This is a genomic window from Halomonas sp. M1 (assembly GCF_029581375.1).
GTDB lineage: Bacteria > Pseudomonadota > Gammaproteobacteria > Pseudomonadales > Halomonadaceae > Vreelandella.
The window spans coordinates 1,405,852-1,423,743 of sequence record NZ_CP121119.1 but is presented as its reverse complement, the minus strand read 5'-3'; the positions used below and the strand labels follow the sequence as shown (position 1 = coordinate 1,423,743).

Genomic DNA, 17,892 nt, shown 5'->3' with positions numbered 1-17,892 from the left:
AGAACGATGCACGCCCAACAGCAGCAACTGATCAACGGCGCCTGGGTAGCCGGCGAAGCCGATACCTTCACCAAACATGACTCTGTCAGCGGCAAACTGCTGTGGCAGGGGGGCTCCGCAGCAAGCGAGCAGGTTGGCGCTGCCATTGATGCCGCAAGGGCCGCTTTTCCTGCGTGGGCGCGCACACCGTTTGCGCAGCGCCAAGCGCTTGTTGAGCGCTTTGCCAGTATTGTCAAAGCGCGCAGCGAAGAGCTTGCCACGGCGATTGCCAGTGAAACCGGCAAGCCGCTTTGGGAAGCACGCACCGAAGCGGGAGCGATGGTGGGTAAGATTGCACTCTCTATTAAGGCCTACCATGAGCGCACCGGCGAGCGCGAAAAAGCAGTGGGCAGCGCCAATGCCGTGCTGCGTCATCGCCCCCATGGTGTAATGGCGGTGTTTGGCCCCTATAACTTCCCTGGTCACCTACCCAACGGCCATATGGTGCCTGCGCTGCTTGCCGGTAACACCGTAGTGTTTAAACCTAGTGACCAAACGCCGCTAACCGCCGATTTAACCCTGCAGTGCTGGTTAGAAGCCGGGCTTCCTGCCGGGGTGATTAACCTAGTACAGGGAGGCGTTGCCGTCGGCCAAGCCTTGGCAGCACACCCGGGTATCGATGGCCTGCTGTTTACCGGCAGCGCTAAAGTGGGCGGACTGCTGCAGCAGCAGTTTGCCGGGCAGCTAGATAAAATTTTGGCTTTAGAGCTGGGCGGCAATAACCCGTTGGTAGTGAAAGACGTCGACGACGAGCGCGCTGCGGTGCTGGCTATTTTGCAGTCGGCGTTTTTATCTGGCGGCCAGCGCTGCACCTGCGCCCGCCGTTTAATAGTGCCCCAAGGTGAGGTCGGTGATCGCTTGATTGATGCGCTCTCTGACGCTATCACCAAGCTGCATGTGGCCGGACAGTTTGAAGTAGAGCCTGCGCCGTTCTATGGCGGCCTAGTAAGCGTAGCCGCCGCCGATGGCCTGCTCAAAGCACAAGACGAGCTAGAAGCTATGGGCGGCACGGTAATTAACCGCATGCAGCGCTTGAAAGACAACACCAGCCTGCTCAGCCCCGCGCTGATCGACGTGACGGGCCTTGAGGTGCCCGACGAGGAGCACTTCGGCCCGCTGCTGAAAATCCATCGCTACGCGGACTGGGATGAGGCGCTAGCCCTTGCCAACGACACCCGCTACGGCCTTTCCGCTGGGTTGATTGGTGGTGAGCAGGCGGATTGGGACGACTTCCTGCTGCGTATTCGTGCAGGCATTGTGAACTGGAACCGCCAGACCACCGGTGCCTCTGGCGATGCACCCTTCGGCGGCGTAGGCGACAGCGGCAATCACCGCCCCAGCGCCTACTACGCGGCGGATTACTGCGCCTACCCGGTCGCCTCCATGGAAGCCGAGAGCCTGGAGATGCCGGAAACCCTGCCGCCGGGAGTTAACCTATGAGCGTGAACAGCATTCGAGAAGTCAACTTCGACGGCTTGGTAGGGCTTACCCATAACTACTCGGGTCTTGCCCACGGCAACGTAGCCTCCATGAGCCACGGTGGCTTGGTCTCCAACCCTAAAGAGGGGGCGCTACAGGGGTTGGCCAAAATGAAGTCGCTGATGGACGCAGGCTACGCCCAGGGCGTGCTGCCTCCTCAGCAGCGCCCGGATTTGGGCGCGCTGCGAGACTTAGGCTTTAGCGGCAGCAACAGCGAGATCCTCGTCCAAGCCGCGAAACAAGCGCCGCAGCTGCTGCGGGCGGTATGTTCAGCCTCCAGCATGTGGACGGCTAACGCAGGCACGATTACCCCCAGCGTCGATGCACTGGATGGCCGGGTGCACTTCACCCCCGCCAACCTGCAGTCCAGCTTTCACCGCTACCTGGAGCCGAAAACCACTGGCCGCGTGTTGCAAGCGATTTTCCGCGATGAGCAGCGCTTTGCCCATCACCCGGTGCTGCCCGCCACGCCCGCGTTTTCTGATGAAGGGGCGGCCAACCACACACGCCTGTGCGGCGAATACAGCGAGCCAGGCGTTCATCTCTTCGTTTACGGCCGCCAAGCGTTTGGCGACGTGCGTAGCGGTGAGCGCGAACCCAAGCGTTATCCCGCCCGCCAAACCCTGGAAGCCAGCCAAGCCGTAGCCCGCCAGCACGATCTGAGTGAGGCCCAAACCGTCTTCGCCCAGCAGCACCCGGAGGCCATTGATGCTGGGGTGTTCCACAACGATGTGATTGCCGTGGGCAACGGCCCGGTGCTGCTCTATCACGAAATGGCGTTTCTTGATGAAGAGCGCACGCTGAACGAGCTGCGCGCCAAGATGAGCACGCCACTGATTCCCGTGCGGGTGCCGGTGGAAGCCGTGAGCATGGAAGATGCAGTGGCATCGTACCTGTTCAACTCCCAACTGCTCTCCAACCCAGACGGCACCATGACCCTGGTGGTACCCAGCGAGTGCCAGGAGCGCGAAGCCGTTTGGCACACGATTCAAAACTTCATCCTGGCGGGCAATAACCCCATCGGCGAAGTGATCGTTAAAGACGTGAAGCAGAGCATGCGTAACGGCGGCGGTCCCGCCTGCCTGCGCCTGCGGGTGGTGCTAACGGAAGCCGAGCGCGCTGCGCTGACTGGCCGCGTACTGCTCAACGACGCGCTCTATGATGACCTCACTGCTTGGGTGAGCCGTCACTACCGCGAACGCCTCACCAGTGAAGACCTCGCTGACCCCCAACTCGCCACAGAAGTGCTCACCGCGCTAGATGAGTTGACTCAGCTGCTGCAAATCGGCCCGGTATACCCGTTCCAACAGGGCTGAACCCTCCGCGAAACAACTCATCATGAATAAATTTCATGGTGAGTTGAAATAATGTCGCTTTTCATTCATGTGCATGGTCTGGCATAAAGTACGCATCCTCTTCGATGAACGTGGTGTTAACGCCTGTTCATCGAAACATCACACATGGCATCAGGCGCTGAGCTTCACCGCAGCGCTTACGCCAGTCTCGATCAATAGGGTGCTTGTTCGCGATGAGCTACGACTTCACATTCGATATTAAGAGCGTCCGGTTCGACGAAAACTACCGTCCTGCCGAGAGCACGCGTGCCACGACTAATTTCGCTAACCTAGCGAGAGGGCAGCGCTGCCAAGAAAACCTGCGTAACGCGCTGACCATGATCAACAACCGTTTCAATACCCTGGCGCATTGGGATAACCCCAAGGCGGATCGTTACGCCGTCGAGCTGGATATCATCACCGGCGAGCTGAACATGGCAAAAGCGGGCGATGCCTTTCCTGCGATTGAGATGTTGAAGACGACCATCATCGACCAGCATCTCGACAAGCGCATCGAGGGCATGATGGGGAACAACTTCTCCTCCTACGTTCGCGACTACGATTTCAGCGTGTGGCTTTCGGAGCACAACAAGGGCCGGACGGAGTTTGGTATCCCCGAGGGGTTTGGCGATCTTCACGGCAAGCTGTTCAAGCGTTTCGTAGATTCTGACGCTTACCGGGCTCTCTCACGCAAGGCGCCGGTGATCTGCCTCAGTGTTTCTAGCAACAAGGTGTATCGCCAAACGGAAAATCGTCATCCCGTACTGGGCGTCGAGTACGTGAACGACGCGTCCTCGTTGACGGATTTCTATTTTGCCAAAATGGGCCTGCAGGTGCGGTACTTCATGCCACCCCATAGCGTGGCCCCGCTGGCGTTCTATTTCTCTGGTGATCTGCTGGCTGACTACAGTGACCTCGAACTGATCAGCGCCATCAGCACGATGGAGACGTTTCAGAAGATTTATCGCCCCGAGATCTACAACGCCAATTCGGTGGCAGGCAAGGTCTATCAACCCCATTTGAAGCATCAGGACTACTCGCTGACACGCATTGAGTACGACCGGGAAGAGCGCAGCCAACTGGCCGTCGAGCAGGGTAAGTTCACCGAGCGGTATTTCATCGAGCCTTTCCGCCATGTACTTGAGCGATGGTCAGCAGATTACGCCCTTTGATCAACCTTTTATCGAGAAAACCTATTGATGAAAACATTATTGCCCACATCGACGGCCGGTAGCCTACCCAAGCCCGCCTGGTTGGCCCAGCCTGCGACGCTTTGGTCTCCCTGGAAACTGCAGGGTGATGAGCTGGCCGAAGGCAAGCGGGATGCACTGCGCGTGTGTTTACACGATCAGCGGCAGGCAGGCATCGATATCGTCAGCGACGGCGAGCAGACCCGCCAGCACTTTGTGACGACCTTCATCGAGCACCTCGGCGGCGTCGATTTCGAACAGCGCAAGACCGTCAAAATACGCGATCGCTACGAGGCCAGCGTTCCTTCGGTGGTCGGCCCTGTGTCGCGGGAGAAGCCGGTGTTTGTTAATGACGCTAAATTCCTGCGTCAGCAAACCGACCAGCCCATTAAATGGGCGCTGCCGGGGCCTATGACCATGGTCGATACGCTCTACGATGGCCACTACAAGAGCCGTGAAAAACTCGCCTGGGAATTTGCCAAAATTCTCAACCAGGAAGCTCGCGACCTAGCGGCGGCGGGGGTGGATATCATCCAGTTCGATGAGCCTGCCTTCAACGTCTTCTTCGATGAGGTGAACGACTGGGGTATCGCTGCTCTAGAAAAAGCCATCGAAGGGGTCGCCTGCGAGACCGGCGTGCATATCTGCTATGGCTACGGCATCAAAGCCAACACCGATTGGAAGAAGACCCTGGGCTCGGAGTGGCGTCAATACGAGGAAATCTTCCCCAAACTGCAGGCGTCGAACATCGACATTGTTTCGCTGGAGTGCCAGAACTCTCATGTGCCCATGGAGCTGATCGAACTGATTCGCGGCAAAAAGGTGATGGTTGGAGCCATCGACGTAGCCACCCACACGGTCGAAACCCCAGAGCAAGTCGCCGACACGCTGCGCAAGGCGCTCAAGTTCGTCGATGCCGACAAGCTTTACCCTTGCACCAACTGCGGCATGACGCCCCTGCCGCGTAAAGTGGCACAAGGCAAGCTGAAGGCGTTGAGTGAAGGCGCTGCGATTGTGCGGCAGGAACTTACCCGGTAGTCCACTCGGCGAGCCCGGCAGCAGTTGTTCGGGCTTGTTTACCGCCCTCCTGTTGTCGGCGGCGTTACGTGGTCCGAGTTCGTAGGTTTGCCCTCCGGGGATGCACGGCTTGTTGTCGCCTTATCAACCAAGCGCTGTTTATACAGCCACCACACGTCAACACCAAATGAGTAGGCCAGCGTGATCAGTGCGCTGAGTGCAAGTAAGAAAGTGGCGACAGAAGAAGTAAGTGGCGTTAAGGCCAGTAGCAGCGCGGCCACTTGCCAAACGCATACGGCCTTGCGGCGGAAACTGGCGAATAGTGGCTGGCGAAGCCATGGTAGTGGCCCGCTAGCCGCGATAAACAAGTAACGCATCCCGCCTATGATGAGTACCCATGCGCCTAGTGTGGGCTCAAGGGTTAATAACCCCACGCAGAGCAGCATAATTAGCAGGGCATCTAGCTCCATATCAAAGCGGGCGCCAAAAGCAGAGTGACTTTGGGTGCGCCTAGCAATCCAGCCATCTACCCCGTCTAACGCCAGCGCGATCACCGCAATAGCCAACCACTGCCACAGCCCAGCAATAAAGGCATTGCCCACTAACCCACCTGCAACAACCGCCACCAAGGCGGCTCTCGCTAGCGTGACGCGGTTTGCCCAACCCAGCTGGCCGTGGGGCCAAAAAACCAGCGTTAATAGGCTTATACAGGCGTAGAAGCCATAGGCCACTGCCCAGTGCGCTGGGCTAGCCATCAATGCCGGTAGTCCACTGCCTACTATCAATAGAAAAATGCCGCCGAGCACTAATTCCGCGGCGCTATATAGCCGTTTGGGCAGTGAGTAATAAGGGGCGTTGAAGGAGAAACGCATGGGTACCCACAGAGCGGCGCGTTTAGCCGCAGTTAAAAATAAATGATGCAACTGTTTTTCTATGTACCATTCTTGTATACGGTGGTAGAACTGTCCATATTAAGAATCAACGTTGTGAGCGGCTTTACCTTTTTAGGCCATCCTAATGCTTAACTAGCGTTAATCGCCCCATTTTTTTTCTGCGCTAAGCTGTAGAAGAGTCATGCAACGGCGCGTTAGTTTTCAAAGCGCTGGGGTAGAGGATGGAATAAGTGCTTCAGTCATAAGGAAATGTTATGTCGGTGCCTGATACTGCTACCGCCTTTTGGGTCACTCGCGAAGCCTTTGGCGAGCTAAAGCATGAACCGTTAATGGCTCCAGGTGAGAGCGAGATCCTCGTCCGTGCGCTTTACAGCGGCGTTAGCCGGGGCACGGAGTCCCTGGTGTTTAACGCCCGTGTGCCTGAAAGCGAGTACGCGCGTATGCGTGCTCCCTTCCAAACCGGTGATTTCCCTACGCCTGTTAAGTATGGCTACTGTAGCGTAGGGCGCGTCGCGCAAGGCCCACAAGAACTGCTACATAAAACGGTTTTTTGCCTTTACCCCCACCAAAACCACTACGTGGTACCCGCGGATGCGGTGTTGGTATTGCCAGAGCAGGTGCCTGCTTACCGCGCGGTGCTGGCGGCCAATATGGAAACCGCGATTAACGGCGTTTGGGATGCAAATCCGATGCTCGGCGAGCGGGTTTGTGTGGTGGGCGCTGGGGTCGTTGGCGCTTTGGTCGCGTACTTGTGCGCGCAAATCCCTGGCGTCGATGTGCGTTTAATCGATACTAATCCAGCCCGTGAGGCGCTTGCCGCTCAGTTAGGCGTGGCGTTTTGTACGCCTGAAAATGCCCCTACGGATCAAGACTGTGTGATTCATGCCAGCGGCCATCCCGATGGTCTGCGTCTAGGGCTTAGCTTAGTAGGCAACGAAGGACGTGTGATTGAAATGAGCTGGTTCGGCAAAGGGGATGTGGCGTTACCGCTGGGCGGTGCTTTTCACTCCCAGCGGCTAACGCTAAGAGCCAGCCAGGTTGGACAGCTGCCCGCTGTCTTACAGCCCCGCTGGGATTACCGCCGCCGCTTAACGCTGGCCTTAAGTTTACTCACCGATCAGCGGCTGGATGCGCTGATTAGCGGTGAAAGTGATTTCGCTGACTTTCCTGCCATCGCAGCGCAGCTATTTGGCCCGGGCAGTACCGCACTTTGTCACCGTATTCGCTATCCATAGCCGTCTTTTGATACATGTTTTCTATTGATAACAGGAGCATCTATGTACCGTTTATGCGTTCGTGATCACTTTATGATCGCCCACAGCTTTAAAGGTGAGATTTTTGGCCCTGCCCAGCGCACCCATGGCGCCACGTATGTGGTGGATGTGGTGTTTCAGCGCCCGGAGCTTGATCAGGACGGGCTGGTGATCGATATCGGTCTCGCCAGCGAAACAGTCAAAGAGGTATTGGCGAACTATAACTTTCAAAATTTGGATGAGGTGAGCGAATTTAAGGGGCGCAACACCACCACAGAATTTATGGCTAAAGTGATTTTTGACCAGCTGGCCGCTGCGATTAAAGCGGGCAAAATGGGTACTACCGCCCAGGGGCTAACCCACATGGAGATTAAACTGCACGAGTCTCATGTGGCTTGGGCAAGTTATGAAGGCGCGCTATGAGCCAACGTTTGGCGCTGATAGTCGCCGGTGAGCCGGGCCAGCGGACAGGTGGCTACATCTACGACGCGCAGATAGTCTCAGCGCTGCGTGGCCAAGGTTTTACTATTGATGTGATGGGATTGCCGGGCCGTTTCCCCGATGCGGATGACACGGCTTCCCAAGCGCTTGGCGCCGCGTTAGCGGCGCAGCCCGACGGCGCGAAGGTGATTATCGATGGTTTGGCGATGGGAGCATTGCCGGAGGCGGTGGGTAAACACGCCCATCGGCTGGAGATTACCGCACTACTGCACCACCCCTTAGGGGACGAACAGGGGCTTAGCCGCGAGGTTCAACAGCGTTTTCACCTTAGTGAGTTAGCCGGTATAGCAAGCGTTGCTAGAGTGATTGTGACCAGCCAGTTTACTGCGCGTCGCTTAGGTGAACTTGCCAAGCACTATGGGCAGCCCCTCAGCGCGCTCATTAGCGTGGTAGAGCCTGGCGTGGCGCCTGCGCCGATCAGCCCAGCGGCAGCGCCTGATGAGCCTATTCGACTGCTGTGTGTAGCCACCCTTACCCCACGCAAAGGGCAGGACATATTGGTAAAAGCACTGGCAGGTGTCAGTGCCGTTAATTGGCAATGCGACTGCTATGGCGGCGCCCGAGATGCGGAATTTACTCGCCGGGTACAGCAGCTTATTGATGAGAACGGGCTTGCAGGTCGTGTAGTGATCCATGGGGAGTGCGATCCGGCCACCTTGGAAGCGGCGTATCAGCGTGCCCACGCGTTGGTATTGCCCTCCTGGTATGAGGGCTACGGCATGGTCGTCACCGAAGCCCTGGCCCATGGTCTACCCGTGATTACCACCACCGGAGGCGCCCTGAAAGATACGCTGCCGGAAGGGGCGGGCTTAAGCGTTGCACCTGGGGATGTTGCAGCACTGCAAGAGGCGTTACACAATTTTTGCCAAGGTACAGCACTTCGCACTGAGCTACGTGCCGGCGCTGCGAAAGCGCGAGGCAACGTAAATGATTGGCAAACCGCCGGGGCTATCTTTGCGGATGCGCTGCAGTGTCCGCCGTCGTTGTTGGCAGCGGGCAGCCAGTTTCAGGCGGACTGGCTAACGCTGCGCGAAAGTGTTGATGCCAACGCGCGCAGTCAGAAGCTTACCCAAGCAGCCGCTACTTGGCTTGCCAACGATGTAAATAATGCCTCCCCTGACCAAGAACACGCAGCCACCATTGCAGACTTAGGCTGTGGTCGGGGCAGTAATACGCAGTTTCTGGCGCCCCAGTTACCCAGTAAGCAGCACTGGATGCTGTTTGACCACGATGCTGACTTACTCAAGGAGGCACGCGAGCGAGCGGTAGCGCTGCGCGATGCCAAGGGGCAGCCTGTATCCATAGAGAGCTACTGCGTATCGCTCACCAGTTTTGAACATCCGGCCATTGCCAAGGCGCGTTTGGTGACGGCCTCTGCGCTGCTAGACCTTGTCTCCCGGGAGTGGATAGAAGCGCTGGTTAGCCAGTGTGTGACGCATCGCCAAGGCGTGCTCGTGGCGATGAGCGTCACTGGCGCATGGTGCTTTACAGATCCACAGCTAACCCCCATAGAGAACGACGAAGACCGCTGGGTGCTTGGCTTGTTCAATGCCCATCAGCAGCGCGATAAGGGGCTGGGCGCTGCCTTAGGTGGCGATGCCCATGGTGCGTTGGTTGATGCCTTTAAACAGCAGGGCTACCGGGTGAGTGAGGCGGACACGCCGTGGCAGCTTACTTCCAGCAACCCCGTCGTGCGGCCGCTAATGCACGCGCTGATTGCCGGGTGGGCAGAAGCAGCCACCGAACAAGCACCTGCAGCAGCAGCACGCATCAGCCAATGGCGCGACAGCCGCCAACAGGCGGTTAATCAGGGCAGGGTGGGTGCTTGGGTTGGCCACCGCGATCTGCTGGCGCTGCCAGCGGATGGGGCATAGCCCATGAGGGTCAGGCGCACTTTACGCACCCCCTGGGTGCAACGTGGGCTAATTAGCCTGGGGCTGCTGGTGGCCATTGTGCTTTGGGTAGAGCCTGGGGCGGTGATTGCCGAAGTACAGCGCTTTTCTTTTGGTTGGATGGCGCTGGCGCTGATAGTGAGCGTGGTGCAGGTCATGCTGAGCGCTTGGCGCTGGAAGTTTACGGCTGGGTTGGTGGGGGTGCCGCTGCGTTTTGGTTATGCCCTGCGTGAGTACTATCTGGCGCTGTTGGTTAACCAGCTGCTGCCCGGTGGGGTGCTGGGAGATGCGGGGCGCGCCCATCGCCATGCAGGGCAAGCGGCTTCCAAAGGGAGCGCATGGCGCGCGGTCGTCATTGAGCGCGCGTCAGGTCAGGTCGCGGTTGCACTACTCACGTTACTCGCTCTGCTTTCATCGCCCCTATGGCACGCGGCATTGGGTACGCGGCGACTGCTGAGCATTGTGATTGGCGTAGCACTGTTGGTAGCAGCCGCCGTCGCTATTGCGGTATGGCTGCGGCGCACCTCGCGCATTGCATTGCCAGCGTGGAGTGCCGTTTTTGGGCAGGAAATACGCCGCAGTTTGCTCAAGCGGCAGGTATGGCCGTGGCAGCTTCTTTCGTCGTTAACCATCGTGTTTAGCTATGGGGTGGTGATGGTTTGTGCCGCTCGGGCGATTGGTGTTGAGCTCGCAGCGGTGGATATTCTAGCGCTGGCGCCAGTGCTGCTGCTGGCGATGCTGGTACCGCTTTCGATTGCTGGTTGGGGACTGCGTGAAGGGGCAGCGGCGGGCGTTTGGGTATTTGTTGGCCTGCCGTCAGCGCAAGGCGTTGCCGTTTCGCTGGCGTATGGCGTGCTTGTACTGCTCTCTAGCCTGCCTGGCATCTGGGTAGCACTTGCTAAACGGGCTAAGGCAACGCCAGCCTCTTCGCCAGCGTCCGCGACTTTTACGCCAACGGCGGCTTCAAACGCTTCAGCGGCGCCTGGGCAGTTGAACGTCAAACAGCGTGTCATCTCCACACCGGAACGTACGCATCGCCGGGCGCAGGGCGCTTTCCAAGGTATCAATAGGTGTCATTTGCAGGCCGGGCCTGCCGGAGCCAATCAGCAGCGGCGCCACCAGCAGGTGCAGACGCTCGACCGTGCCTGCTTCAATAAACTGCGAGACGGTAATGCCGCCCCCTTCTATCAATACGCGTGTCAGGCCGCGCTGCGCCAGCAGTGTGATGACGTCCTGGGGGTGGAACTGCCCGTGGGCGTTAAGCGGCAGCACGCAGCGTTCGGCGTTGTGTGTGTCATTGCTAACATCTGGCCCGGTGATATGCAGCGTGGGCGCGGTATCCGTAGTGAACAGCAAATGCTCAGCGGGTACTCGGCCTCTTGGGTCAATGACCACCCGCACGGGGTGCTGGCCGGTGACATGGCGCACGGTGAGCTGAGGATTGTCAGCCGCTGCAGTGCCCGCGCCCACCACCACGGCATCTGCCAGTGCCCGCAGGCGGTGCAAATGCACCAGGCTTTCAAAGCCGTTGATGTAGTGAGAGTGGCCGCTTTCCGTGGCAATTCGCCCATCAAGGCTTTGCCCCAGTTGAGCCATTACCCAGCACGATTGGGCTGCCAGCGGCGTGAGGCAGTCCAACAGGTCGCGGGCGGTATCGGTCACCTCCGCTTGGCTTTGCCACCCACTTTGATTAAGCGTGATGTTAGCGCTAGAGGGCAGGCTATGGCGTATCGCCAACAACCACTGCCACGCGGTATCACTATTGATGCTGCCATTGGCATGGGCAGAGGGTTGACCACTGCTGGAATTGGGCATAACGCCTCCCTACAAACCGTATCACTTCATCATGCGGGGCCATATTGCCCAGCGCAAGCGAACTTTGCCCGTTATAAAAGGCAACCTGGAGGCCTACATGTATCACATTGAACGCGCCATTTTTGATATTCGTCGCGGTCTGCCGGTAGTAGTGAACACCGGTGAGCAGCGTCTGCTGGTGCAAGCGTTAGAAGGCAGTGCATCGGTTGACAGCTTGGCTGCATTATCGGGTTCGCGCCCAGCGTTGGTGCTAACACGCCACCGGCTTGAGGCGATGGGAATGGCATTAACAGCGGATGCCGCCTGTTTACCACTACCCAAGCACGTTAGTGAAGCTGATCTGCACCGGTTAGCGCTCTCTCAGGAGAGCACGCCGCTAACCCCTGCGCTGTTGAGTGGGCTGAAGCCTGCAGGCGTCGGTGAGCGTGGGGCGGTGGCGTTAATGCGCCGTGCGCTATTAGTCCCCGCGGCGCTGAGTGCCGAGGTAAGCGCTTCAGCGGCTGCGCGTATTGATCAACAGTTGGCCAACGGTGAGCTGTTGGAGGTTAACGCCCGGGACGCAGAGAAGTGCTTAGCGGGCGCCCCGGGTATGTTGAAGCGTGTTAGTGAGGCGCGCATCCCTCTGGAAGATGCGGCGGAAAGCCGCTTTGTGCTATTTCGGGAGCCTGACGGCCTGCGTGAGCATGTAGCGGTGGTGATTGGTCAGCCTGAACGCCTCTCAGGCGCGGTGCCGATGCGTATGCACTCTGCTTGTTTAACCGGTGATCTGTTTGGCAGTTTGCGCTGTGACTGCGGCGAGCAGCTGCGTAACGCCGTGGCTGATATTCAATCCATGGGCGGCGGTGTGCTGCTTTACTTAGCCCAAGAGGGGCGGGGCATTGGCCTGGCAAACAAGCTACGCGCTTATACGCTACAAGATGGTGGCCTGGACACAGTAGACGCTGACCAGGTTCTCGGCTTTGGTGATGACGAGCGCCAATACGCGGTTGCGGTGGATATGCTTAACGCGCTGGACATCAACAAAGTGCAGCTATTAACCAACAACCCATTGAAAATGGCCGCCCTACGTGAAGGCGGCATTGAGGTGGTCTCTCGCCAAGCGCTTTATGGCAGCGTGACCGACCATAACCACCGCTATTTAAGCGCTAAAGCCAATCGTGCAGGGCACTTTCTGGATGATGTGCTTGAGGGTCGTGGTCGGTAACGGTGTTAACGTTGAGCAGTCAGTGGTGGCAAGTGGGCGGTTTCGGCCACCACTTGTGCCAGCTGTGCCGCGTAATGCTTGACCAGTCGCTCACCCAGCTCAGCATTGGCACCGGTGGCATCACCTGCAACGCCCTGGGCACTTAAATCTTCCGCAAGCCAAGCAAAAGCGGCGCTCCCTTCCGGGCTAACAAGGGCGCCGGGCGCAGGCATGGCCGGTGGTGTTGGTTGATAGCCATCCAGCGTCACCAGTGATGGGGCCAAATAGTGCATCATCGCGGTTTCCAGTAGCCCACCATGCAGGCCATAGCGAAGCTCTTCTGGGTCAATGGCATCTTTTAGGGCGGGTAGTCGCGTATACGTGGCTTTTACCACCCGCATCGCAAACTGCTTTCTCAGTGTCAGTGCGGCAAGATCCATCACGGCTTTATTGCCCCCGTGGCTATTGATCAGCACCAGTTTTTGTATGCCCGCGCGGGCAATGCTTGTGCCATAAGCCTCTAACGTGGCGATGGCGAGGGGAGCGGGAAGGCTGAGTGTTCCTGCAAAACCGGCGTGTTCATCACTAGCGCCTACGGCCACAGCCGGTAGGCAGAGCACATCGACCCTTGGGTCGATCATATCCAGCATGGCAGCCTGTAACCCTTCCCCAATGATCAGGTCGGTGCCTAACGGCAGGTGGGTCCCGTGCTGCTCAATGGCGCCGAGGGTCATTATCGCTACCGGGCTGCCTTTGGCGATAGCCGCCAGCCGTGGGGCGGTGAGGGTTTGCCAGTGATAAATCATTCGTGTTGTGACTCGTGATAGGAGAGGTTATTGGGTGCGTTCAGCAAAGGGTGATCGCTCCGGCAGGCGTAAAGGTCGCCAGAAGCCAGCCCGTCGGCGCCACTGTTTAGCCACTGGGTGATCGCTTCGGGCGACTGCCATGTTTCCCAGCGGAACTTGCGCTGCTCACCGGCGATAGCATTGAAACGGTAATCGCCCAGGCGAGCAAGCTGTTCCATACAGGCATGGCTGACCTCTAATACACCGGCGACAAACTCCACTGACAGGGCGGCGACCGGGTGGGTAAGCCCCATGAGCACCTCAGCCTCAAAGCCTTCAACGTCAATCTTAATAAAGCTAGGTTCGCCATACGTCGCAATCAGTTGATCCAGCGTGGTGACCTCTACCTTGAGCTTCTCTTCCCACGCGATTTGACGAAAACCAGGGTTGCGCGTGCTTACTTGGCTGCGCCACTCGGTGGCAAGCGTCGATAGGGTAGGGTTGCCAACACTAATAGCGATATCTGCAAAGCCAGGCTGTGGGCCTGCGGCTAACGGCAGCAGCGTGACCCCTGGCTGGTTAACCAACCGCTTAAACCATTTGGCCAGTGCAGGCTGCGGCTCTAGCGCCACAACATGAGCTCCCAGTGCGTGAAACGCTGCGCTGCGGTCGCCTAAATGGGCGCCAATATCAAACGCTACCGTTCCCGGCTGAATAAAAGGGCGGTAGAGACGCTGTAAGCTGCGCTGCCTGCCTGGGCGCCAGTAGATAAAAAGCGAGCGCGCCACACCACTGGCACTGCGTAGCTGTTGAAAAAAAGCAGAGGGCATTAGTAACGCTCCTTAGCCGAGGGGGAGGCTGCTTTAGCGGGCGGGAGACGGTGCTGGTAAAACGATTGGCATGGCATCTCGCCAGGTAACTCGCTAGGCGGTGGTTTCAGTATGCCCGTGTGTACAGGGCGTTGACCAAGTGATTGATGGCTGAGGGCGGTGAGAGCTACAAAATCTGCTAAGAGCGGCGGCGTGATAACGGTACTGGGGGTGCGGAGTAAACCCTTATGGCTCACCGCACTGCCCCAGGTAGCGCTGCTGGTGTATTTGACGATGGGCACTGCCGCGATGAGCCCCAGCCAAGCGGGCGTTAGCCAGCCAAACGCCGAAGGCGAAAAAAGCACCAGCATGCCTGCCCAAGCAGCGCCACCAAGCGTCATCCAGCCTGCATGGCGCCAGCACTCTTTCCAGCTTAACGAACGCTCGCCCCGATGCTGGGTTTGCCAGTCAATGGCCCGTCCTATCAAGACATTAATAATAAACAGGCTATGCCACGCCATCATTAGCGGGGCGATTAAGGCCGCAAACAGAATCTCTAGCAAGGTGCTGGTAATAAGCCGCAGGCGCCCACCAAACCCGTGAGGACATTGCCAGTAGGTGAGTAAAAGGCCTAATAGCTTGGGGGCTACCAGCATGGCCAGCGTGACCGAGAGTAGCCCAAGGGAGAGTGCCTGAGGCAAAGGGTAGTGAGGCTGAGACTCCACGGCTTGATACCCTACCAGGATGCTGGTGCACACCAGAAGGCCAAGCCATATCAGCGAAGAGAGGTAGGCAAATGCGCCAAAAAAGAAGTGCAAACGGCTAATGAAATGAAAGCCTGCGCCGTTAAGCAGCCGCAAATGCTGTAGGTTGCCTTGCAGCCAGCGGCGGTCGCGTTTGGCAAAGTCGAGTAGATTGCTGGGCATAGCCTCAAAGCTATTATGCGAGGCGCTAACGGCAGGGTCATGGCGTGATACGGCGGTGGTGGCCATTGTATCCAGCAGCACTTGCCAGCCGCCGCGCTTAAGCAGCGCTGCTTCTACAAAATCATGGCTGAGCAGCTCACCACCCAAAGGCGGCTTACCTGAAAGGGAGGGTAGCCCTGCGTGGGCCATAAAAGCACGGGTACGAACAATCGCGTTGTGGCCCCAATAATTAGCGGCATCGCCCTGCCAAAAGCTCTGCCCGGCCGCCAGCATGGGGCTATAAAGCGCCGATGCTAATTGGCTAAAGCGACCGAAGAGGGTGCGCTGCCCCACCGGTATCGGTACGGTTTGAATCAGGCCCACTTTGGGCTGGCGCTGCATGCGATCAATAAGATGTAAAAGCGTGGCGCCGCTCATCAGACTGTCGGCATCCAGCACTACTAGATAGTCGTAACGACGTCCCCAGCGGCGGCAAAACTCGGCAATATTGCCAGCTTTGCGACCAAGGTTATTAGGGCGGCGGCGATAGTGAACCTCTAGGTGTCCGTCAAGTCGCTGCTGTAGGGCCGCCACGTGGCCTGCCTCTTCCCGTGCTAGAGCCTTATCCTGGGTATCACTCAGAATAAATACTTCAACGTGATCACCTATTACCGCTCCTGAGCCGAGGCTGTTCGCCTGATGCAGCAGCGAACGGCAGGTGGCCTCTAAACCAGCAATAGTGGGAATAGGGGGCTCTGCATAGATCGGCATGACCAGCGCTGTCCGGCCTGTCAGCTGTTTTGCATCCGAGGGCAAGAAAGGAACGCGGCGCAAACTCAGGGGATCAAGGCGCAGCATGCAAAGCACAAAGCCACAGACGGCACCCCAGAAAGCAAGGGCAACCCAGCTAAAGGTCAACACAAATAGCGTGAGCATCGCTATTTGCCAGCCCAGGGGCAGGTGGGTCACCACCTGCACCATGGCAGCGCTGCCTGCAATACTGGTAGCGACGACGATGATCGCAAAAAAAGCGCGGCGGCATCTTAGCCAAGGGAGAGAGAGCATAGCCTCGCGGTTTTCAGGCATCGGGGTACCATACGTAGTTCCAGGTTTCGCTGATAGGCTCGTCGTTCAGCAGTAGCCGAAGCCGGATGTCATGAGGCGTGCTGTCAGCGGGAATCCTGAAACGGGCGCGCCAACCACCTTCGGGTAGGGGGGTTACCTGGGGGAGCAGTATTTCTCCAGAAAGCGAGCTGATATCAAGCTCAACCGGCTGGTCAGGGCTGATCTCTTCAAGAACGCCGCCGTGGAAGTCGACAATAAACTGGCGCTGGTTGGCAGAGGAGGAGTCTTCTTGCCCCGGTACCGCGGCGTTGCCATGGCGGGTGCGCATGACCTGTCCTAGCGCGTGCTCATCTGGTTGAGTGTTCAGCGTATAGGTGCGGTAGTGCAGGCGGCGCGACTCACCGGCGTTTAACGCATCTTCAGCTACCCAGTAAGCGACAATGTTGTCGTGGGTTTCATCAGGGGTGGGTATTTCCACCAGTTCTACATGACCTGCGCCCCAATTTTCCAGGGGTTCCACCCATTGGCTCGGGCGGCGGTGGTAGTGGGCTTCTAAATCCAGATAGCGGCTGAAATCTCTTTCCCGCTGCATTAAGCCAAACCCTGAGGGGGCGTTATCTAAAAAAGTAGAAACGCGCACGGCTGATGGGTTATCCAGCGGTCGCCAGATCCACTCATCGGCGCCGGTGTGAATCAGCAGCCCATCGGAGTCGTGAACCTGAGGGCGAAAATCATCTGGCAGTTCGGGGTTGATGTCACCAAAGGCAAACATACTGGTTAAGGGCGCAACGCCAAGCTTTTCTACATCTTCCCGCGCGAATAGCGTTGCTTCTATCTCAGCCTGGGTGTTTTCACCGGGTTGGATAATAAACCGGTAAGCGCCACTGAGCGAAGGGCTATCCATTAGCGCGAGCAGCGTAAACGCACTGCTTTCTTCGTCGGGTTTATAAAGCCAGAACTCGCGGAACGCCGGAAACTCTTCACCCTTGCTGGATACGGTATCAATCGCCAGCCCCCGGGTAGATAGGCCGTATGTCTGGTCACGGCCAATCAGACGAAAGTAGCTGGCACCCAGAAAAACGGCGAATTCGTCGGCATAGTCGTCGCTGTTAATCGGGTAGTGCAAACGAAACCCTGCGTGGCCGCTGCCGGTTAGATCCTCTTCAAGCAGGTGGCTAGCTTGGTGGTCGTAGTTAAAATCATCCGTTGAAAAGGGCAGCGGAGACACATCGCCACTATCGACAATGTTAATGTTCACAGGGGTTTGAAATAAAAACCCGCTATGGAAAAGTTGAACTGAGAAAGGGCTTTCATCCCGCCAGTACGCCCGATCAGGGTTAAAGCGAATTTGCCGATAGTCGTCATAGCTCAACTCCTTAAGCGCGCTGGGCAGCGATTCTTCAGGTGCTTGATAGGGCGCATCGGCGAGTGCTTGGGCGCGCTCGATAACGTGATTGAACACCTCGTCATCATTGGCGGTGGCAGGAAGAGCAATCAAGCAGCTTAACGACAGTATGCACCTTGCTGTAAAACGGCCACCCATGAGCGAGATCCTTTCGGTTATGTAAAAAGAGAGCCAGCAAAATCAGTATATGAAATATTTGAACGAAAACTATACGATTAGATAAATGAGTATATGTATTTTGCGGTTTTCTAGCGCCACCTACCAGGGTGACAGTTAAAATAGTAATAAGCTGCGTAGCGGTATTAGCAACATTCAACGCTACATTAA

The 17,892-nt window shown here is 57.6% G+C and carries 14 protein-coding genes and 1 pseudogene; 9 read left to right on the top strand and 6 right to left on the bottom strand.

Annotation, left to right across the window (positions count from 1 at the left end; all coding sequences use genetic code 11):
* The first annotated feature begins 6 nt into the window (after window positions 1–6).
* The 4 genes from astD (at window position 7) to P8S54_RS06420 (ending at window position 5,080) form a co-directional block, all read left to right on the top strand.
* On the top strand, window positions 7–1,479 hold the full coding sequence (astD, locus tag P8S54_RS06435; protein ID WP_281443711.1) for a succinylglutamate-semialdehyde dehydrogenase: 1,473 nt from the start codon (window positions 7–9) through the stop codon (window positions 1,477–1,479).
* Window positions 1,476–2,834, top strand: a complete 1,359-nt coding sequence (gene astB, locus P8S54_RS06430; RefSeq protein ID WP_281443710.1) for an N-succinylarginine dihydrolase — start codon at window positions 1,476–1,478, stop codon at window positions 2,832–2,834. Before astD ends, astB begins: the two co-directional genes overlap by 4 nt.
* 212 nt (window positions 2,835–3,046) lie before the next feature.
* Window positions 3,047–4,024 (top strand): DUF1852 domain-containing protein, encoded by a 978-nt coding sequence (locus tag P8S54_RS06425; protein WP_281443709.1) that lies wholly within the window; start codon window positions 3,047–3,049, stop codon window positions 4,022–4,024.
* Between the two features lie 27 nt (window positions 4,025–4,051).
* Window positions 4,052–5,080, top strand: a complete 1,029-nt coding sequence (locus tag P8S54_RS06420; RefSeq protein ID WP_281443708.1) for a methionine synthase — start codon at window positions 4,052–4,054, stop codon at window positions 5,078–5,080.
* A gap of 38 nt (window positions 5,081–5,118) precedes the next feature.
* Here P8S54_RS06420 and P8S54_RS06415 read toward each other — a convergent pair whose 3' ends face one another.
* Entirely contained in the window at window positions 5,119–5,931 is an 813-nt protein-coding gene (locus P8S54_RS06415) for a CDP-alcohol phosphatidyltransferase family protein (protein ID WP_281444072.1), read from the bottom strand.
* 275 nt (window positions 5,932–6,206) lie between these two features.
* Here P8S54_RS06415 and P8S54_RS06410 point away from each other — a divergent pair, with 275 nt between their 5' ends.
* The 4 genes and pseudogenes from P8S54_RS06410 to P8S54_RS06395 all read left to right on the top strand — a co-directional run.
* Window positions 6,207–7,187 carry a zinc-binding alcohol dehydrogenase gene (locus P8S54_RS06410; RefSeq protein ID WP_281443707.1) on the top strand — a complete coding sequence of 327 codons (981 nt, stop codon included), beginning with the start codon at window positions 6,207–6,209 and terminating at the stop codon, window positions 7,185–7,187.
* Window positions 7,188–7,229: 42 nt separating this feature from the next.
* Complete coding sequence (locus P8S54_RS06405; RefSeq protein ID WP_281443706.1) at window positions 7,230–7,628, top strand: 6-carboxytetrahydropterin synthase; 399 nt, start codon at window positions 7,230–7,232, stop codon at window positions 7,626–7,628.
* Complete coding sequence (locus tag P8S54_RS06400) at window positions 7,625–9,580, top strand: glycosyltransferase (RefSeq protein WP_281443705.1); 1,956 nt, start codon at window positions 7,625–7,627, stop codon at window positions 9,578–9,580. Before P8S54_RS06405 ends, P8S54_RS06400 begins: the two co-directional genes overlap by 4 nt.
* A gap of 3 nt (window positions 9,581–9,583) precedes the next feature.
* A pseudogene (locus P8S54_RS06395) lies at window positions 9,584–10,453 on the top strand (lysylphosphatidylglycerol synthase transmembrane domain-containing protein); the annotation flags it as partial.
* Window positions 10,454–10,570: 117 nt separating this feature from the next.
* On the opposite strand, the gene P8S54_RS06390 reads toward P8S54_RS06395, so the two are convergent.
* Window positions 10,571–11,194 (bottom strand): RibD family protein, encoded by a 624-nt coding sequence (locus P8S54_RS06390; RefSeq protein ID WP_281444071.1) that lies wholly within the window; start codon window positions 11,192–11,194, stop codon window positions 10,571–10,573.
* A gap of 316 nt (window positions 11,195–11,510) precedes the next feature.
* Here P8S54_RS06390 and ribA point away from each other — a divergent pair, with 316 nt between their 5' ends.
* Window positions 11,511–12,617 carry a GTP cyclohydrolase II RibA gene (ribA, locus tag P8S54_RS06385; RefSeq protein ID WP_281443704.1) on the top strand — a complete coding sequence of 369 codons (1,107 nt, stop codon included), beginning with the start codon at window positions 11,511–11,513 and terminating at the stop codon, window positions 12,615–12,617.
* Window positions 12,618–12,622: 5 nt separating this feature from the next.
* Here the strand turns inward: ribA and P8S54_RS06380 are convergent, their stop codons facing one another.
* Genes P8S54_RS06380 through P8S54_RS06365 form a run of 4 tightly spaced genes read right to left on the bottom strand, consistent with a single transcriptional unit; the run spans window position 12,623 to window position 17,703 of the window.
* Window positions 12,623–13,402 (bottom strand): creatininase family protein, encoded by a 780-nt coding sequence (locus tag P8S54_RS06380; RefSeq protein ID WP_281443703.1) that lies wholly within the window; start codon window positions 13,400–13,402, stop codon window positions 12,623–12,625.
* Window positions 13,399–14,211 carry an FkbM family methyltransferase gene (locus P8S54_RS06375; RefSeq protein WP_281443702.1) on the bottom strand — a complete coding sequence of 271 codons (813 nt, stop codon included), beginning with the start codon at window positions 14,209–14,211 and terminating at the stop codon, window positions 13,399–13,401. Before P8S54_RS06375 ends, P8S54_RS06380 begins: the two co-directional genes overlap by 4 nt.
* Window positions 14,211–16,181: a glucans biosynthesis glucosyltransferase MdoH gene (mdoH, locus tag P8S54_RS06370; protein WP_281443701.1), complete on the bottom strand. Its 1,971-nt coding sequence runs from the start codon at window positions 16,179–16,181 to the stop codon at window positions 14,211–14,213. Before mdoH ends, P8S54_RS06375 begins: the two co-directional genes overlap by 1 nt.
* Complete coding sequence (locus tag P8S54_RS06365; RefSeq protein WP_281443700.1) at window positions 16,174–17,703, bottom strand: glucan biosynthesis protein G; 1,530 nt, start codon at window positions 17,701–17,703, stop codon at window positions 16,174–16,176. The genes mdoH and P8S54_RS06365 overlap by 8 nt, the downstream gene beginning before the upstream one ends.
* Between the last annotated feature and the right edge of the window lie 189 nt (window positions 17,704–17,892).

Excerpts from the sequence above, each read along its gene's own strand:
- P8S54_RS06390 (WP_281444071.1), bottom strand. The coding sequence starts at position 11,194 with ATGGCTCAACTGGGGCAAAGCCTTGATGGGCGAATTGCCACGGAAAGC.
- P8S54_RS06415 (WP_281444072.1), bottom strand. The coding sequence starts at position 5,931 with ATGCGTTTCTCCTTCAACGCCCCTTATTACTCACTGCCCAAACGGCTA.
- P8S54_RS06375 (WP_281443702.1), bottom strand. The coding sequence starts at position 14,211 with ATGCCCTCTGCTTTTTTTCAACAGCTACGCAGTGCCAGTGGTGTGGCG.
- P8S54_RS06365 (WP_281443700.1), bottom strand. The coding sequence starts at position 17,703 with ATGGGTGGCCGTTTTACAGCAAGGTGCATACTGTCGTTAAGCTGCTTG.
- astD (WP_281443711.1), top strand. The coding sequence starts at position 7 with ATGCACGCCCAACAGCAGCAACTGATCAACGGCGCCTGGGTAGCCGGC.
- P8S54_RS06410 (WP_281443707.1), top strand. The coding sequence starts at position 6,207 with ATGTCGGTGCCTGATACTGCTACCGCCTTTTGGGTCACTCGCGAAGCC.
- P8S54_RS06380 (WP_281443703.1), bottom strand. The coding sequence starts at position 13,402 with ATGATTTATCACTGGCAAACCCTCACCGCCCCACGGCTGGCGGCTATC.
- P8S54_RS06420 (WP_281443708.1), top strand. The coding sequence starts at position 4,052 with ATGAAAACATTATTGCCCACATCGACGGCCGGTAGCCTACCCAAGCCC.
- astB (WP_281443710.1), top strand. The coding sequence starts at position 1,476 with ATGAGCGTGAACAGCATTCGAGAAGTCAACTTCGACGGCTTGGTAGGG.
- mdoH (WP_281443701.1), bottom strand. The coding sequence starts at position 16,181 with ATGCCTGAAAACCGCGAGGCTATGCTCTCTCTCCCTTGGCTAAGATGC.
- P8S54_RS06400 (WP_281443705.1), top strand. The coding sequence starts at position 7,625 with ATGAGCCAACGTTTGGCGCTGATAGTCGCCGGTGAGCCGGGCCAGCGG.
- ribA (WP_281443704.1), top strand. The coding sequence starts at position 11,511 with ATGTATCACATTGAACGCGCCATTTTTGATATTCGTCGCGGTCTGCCG.
- P8S54_RS06425 (WP_281443709.1), top strand. The coding sequence starts at position 3,047 with ATGAGCTACGACTTCACATTCGATATTAAGAGCGTCCGGTTCGACGAA.
- P8S54_RS06405 (WP_281443706.1), top strand. The coding sequence starts at position 7,230 with ATGTACCGTTTATGCGTTCGTGATCACTTTATGATCGCCCACAGCTTT.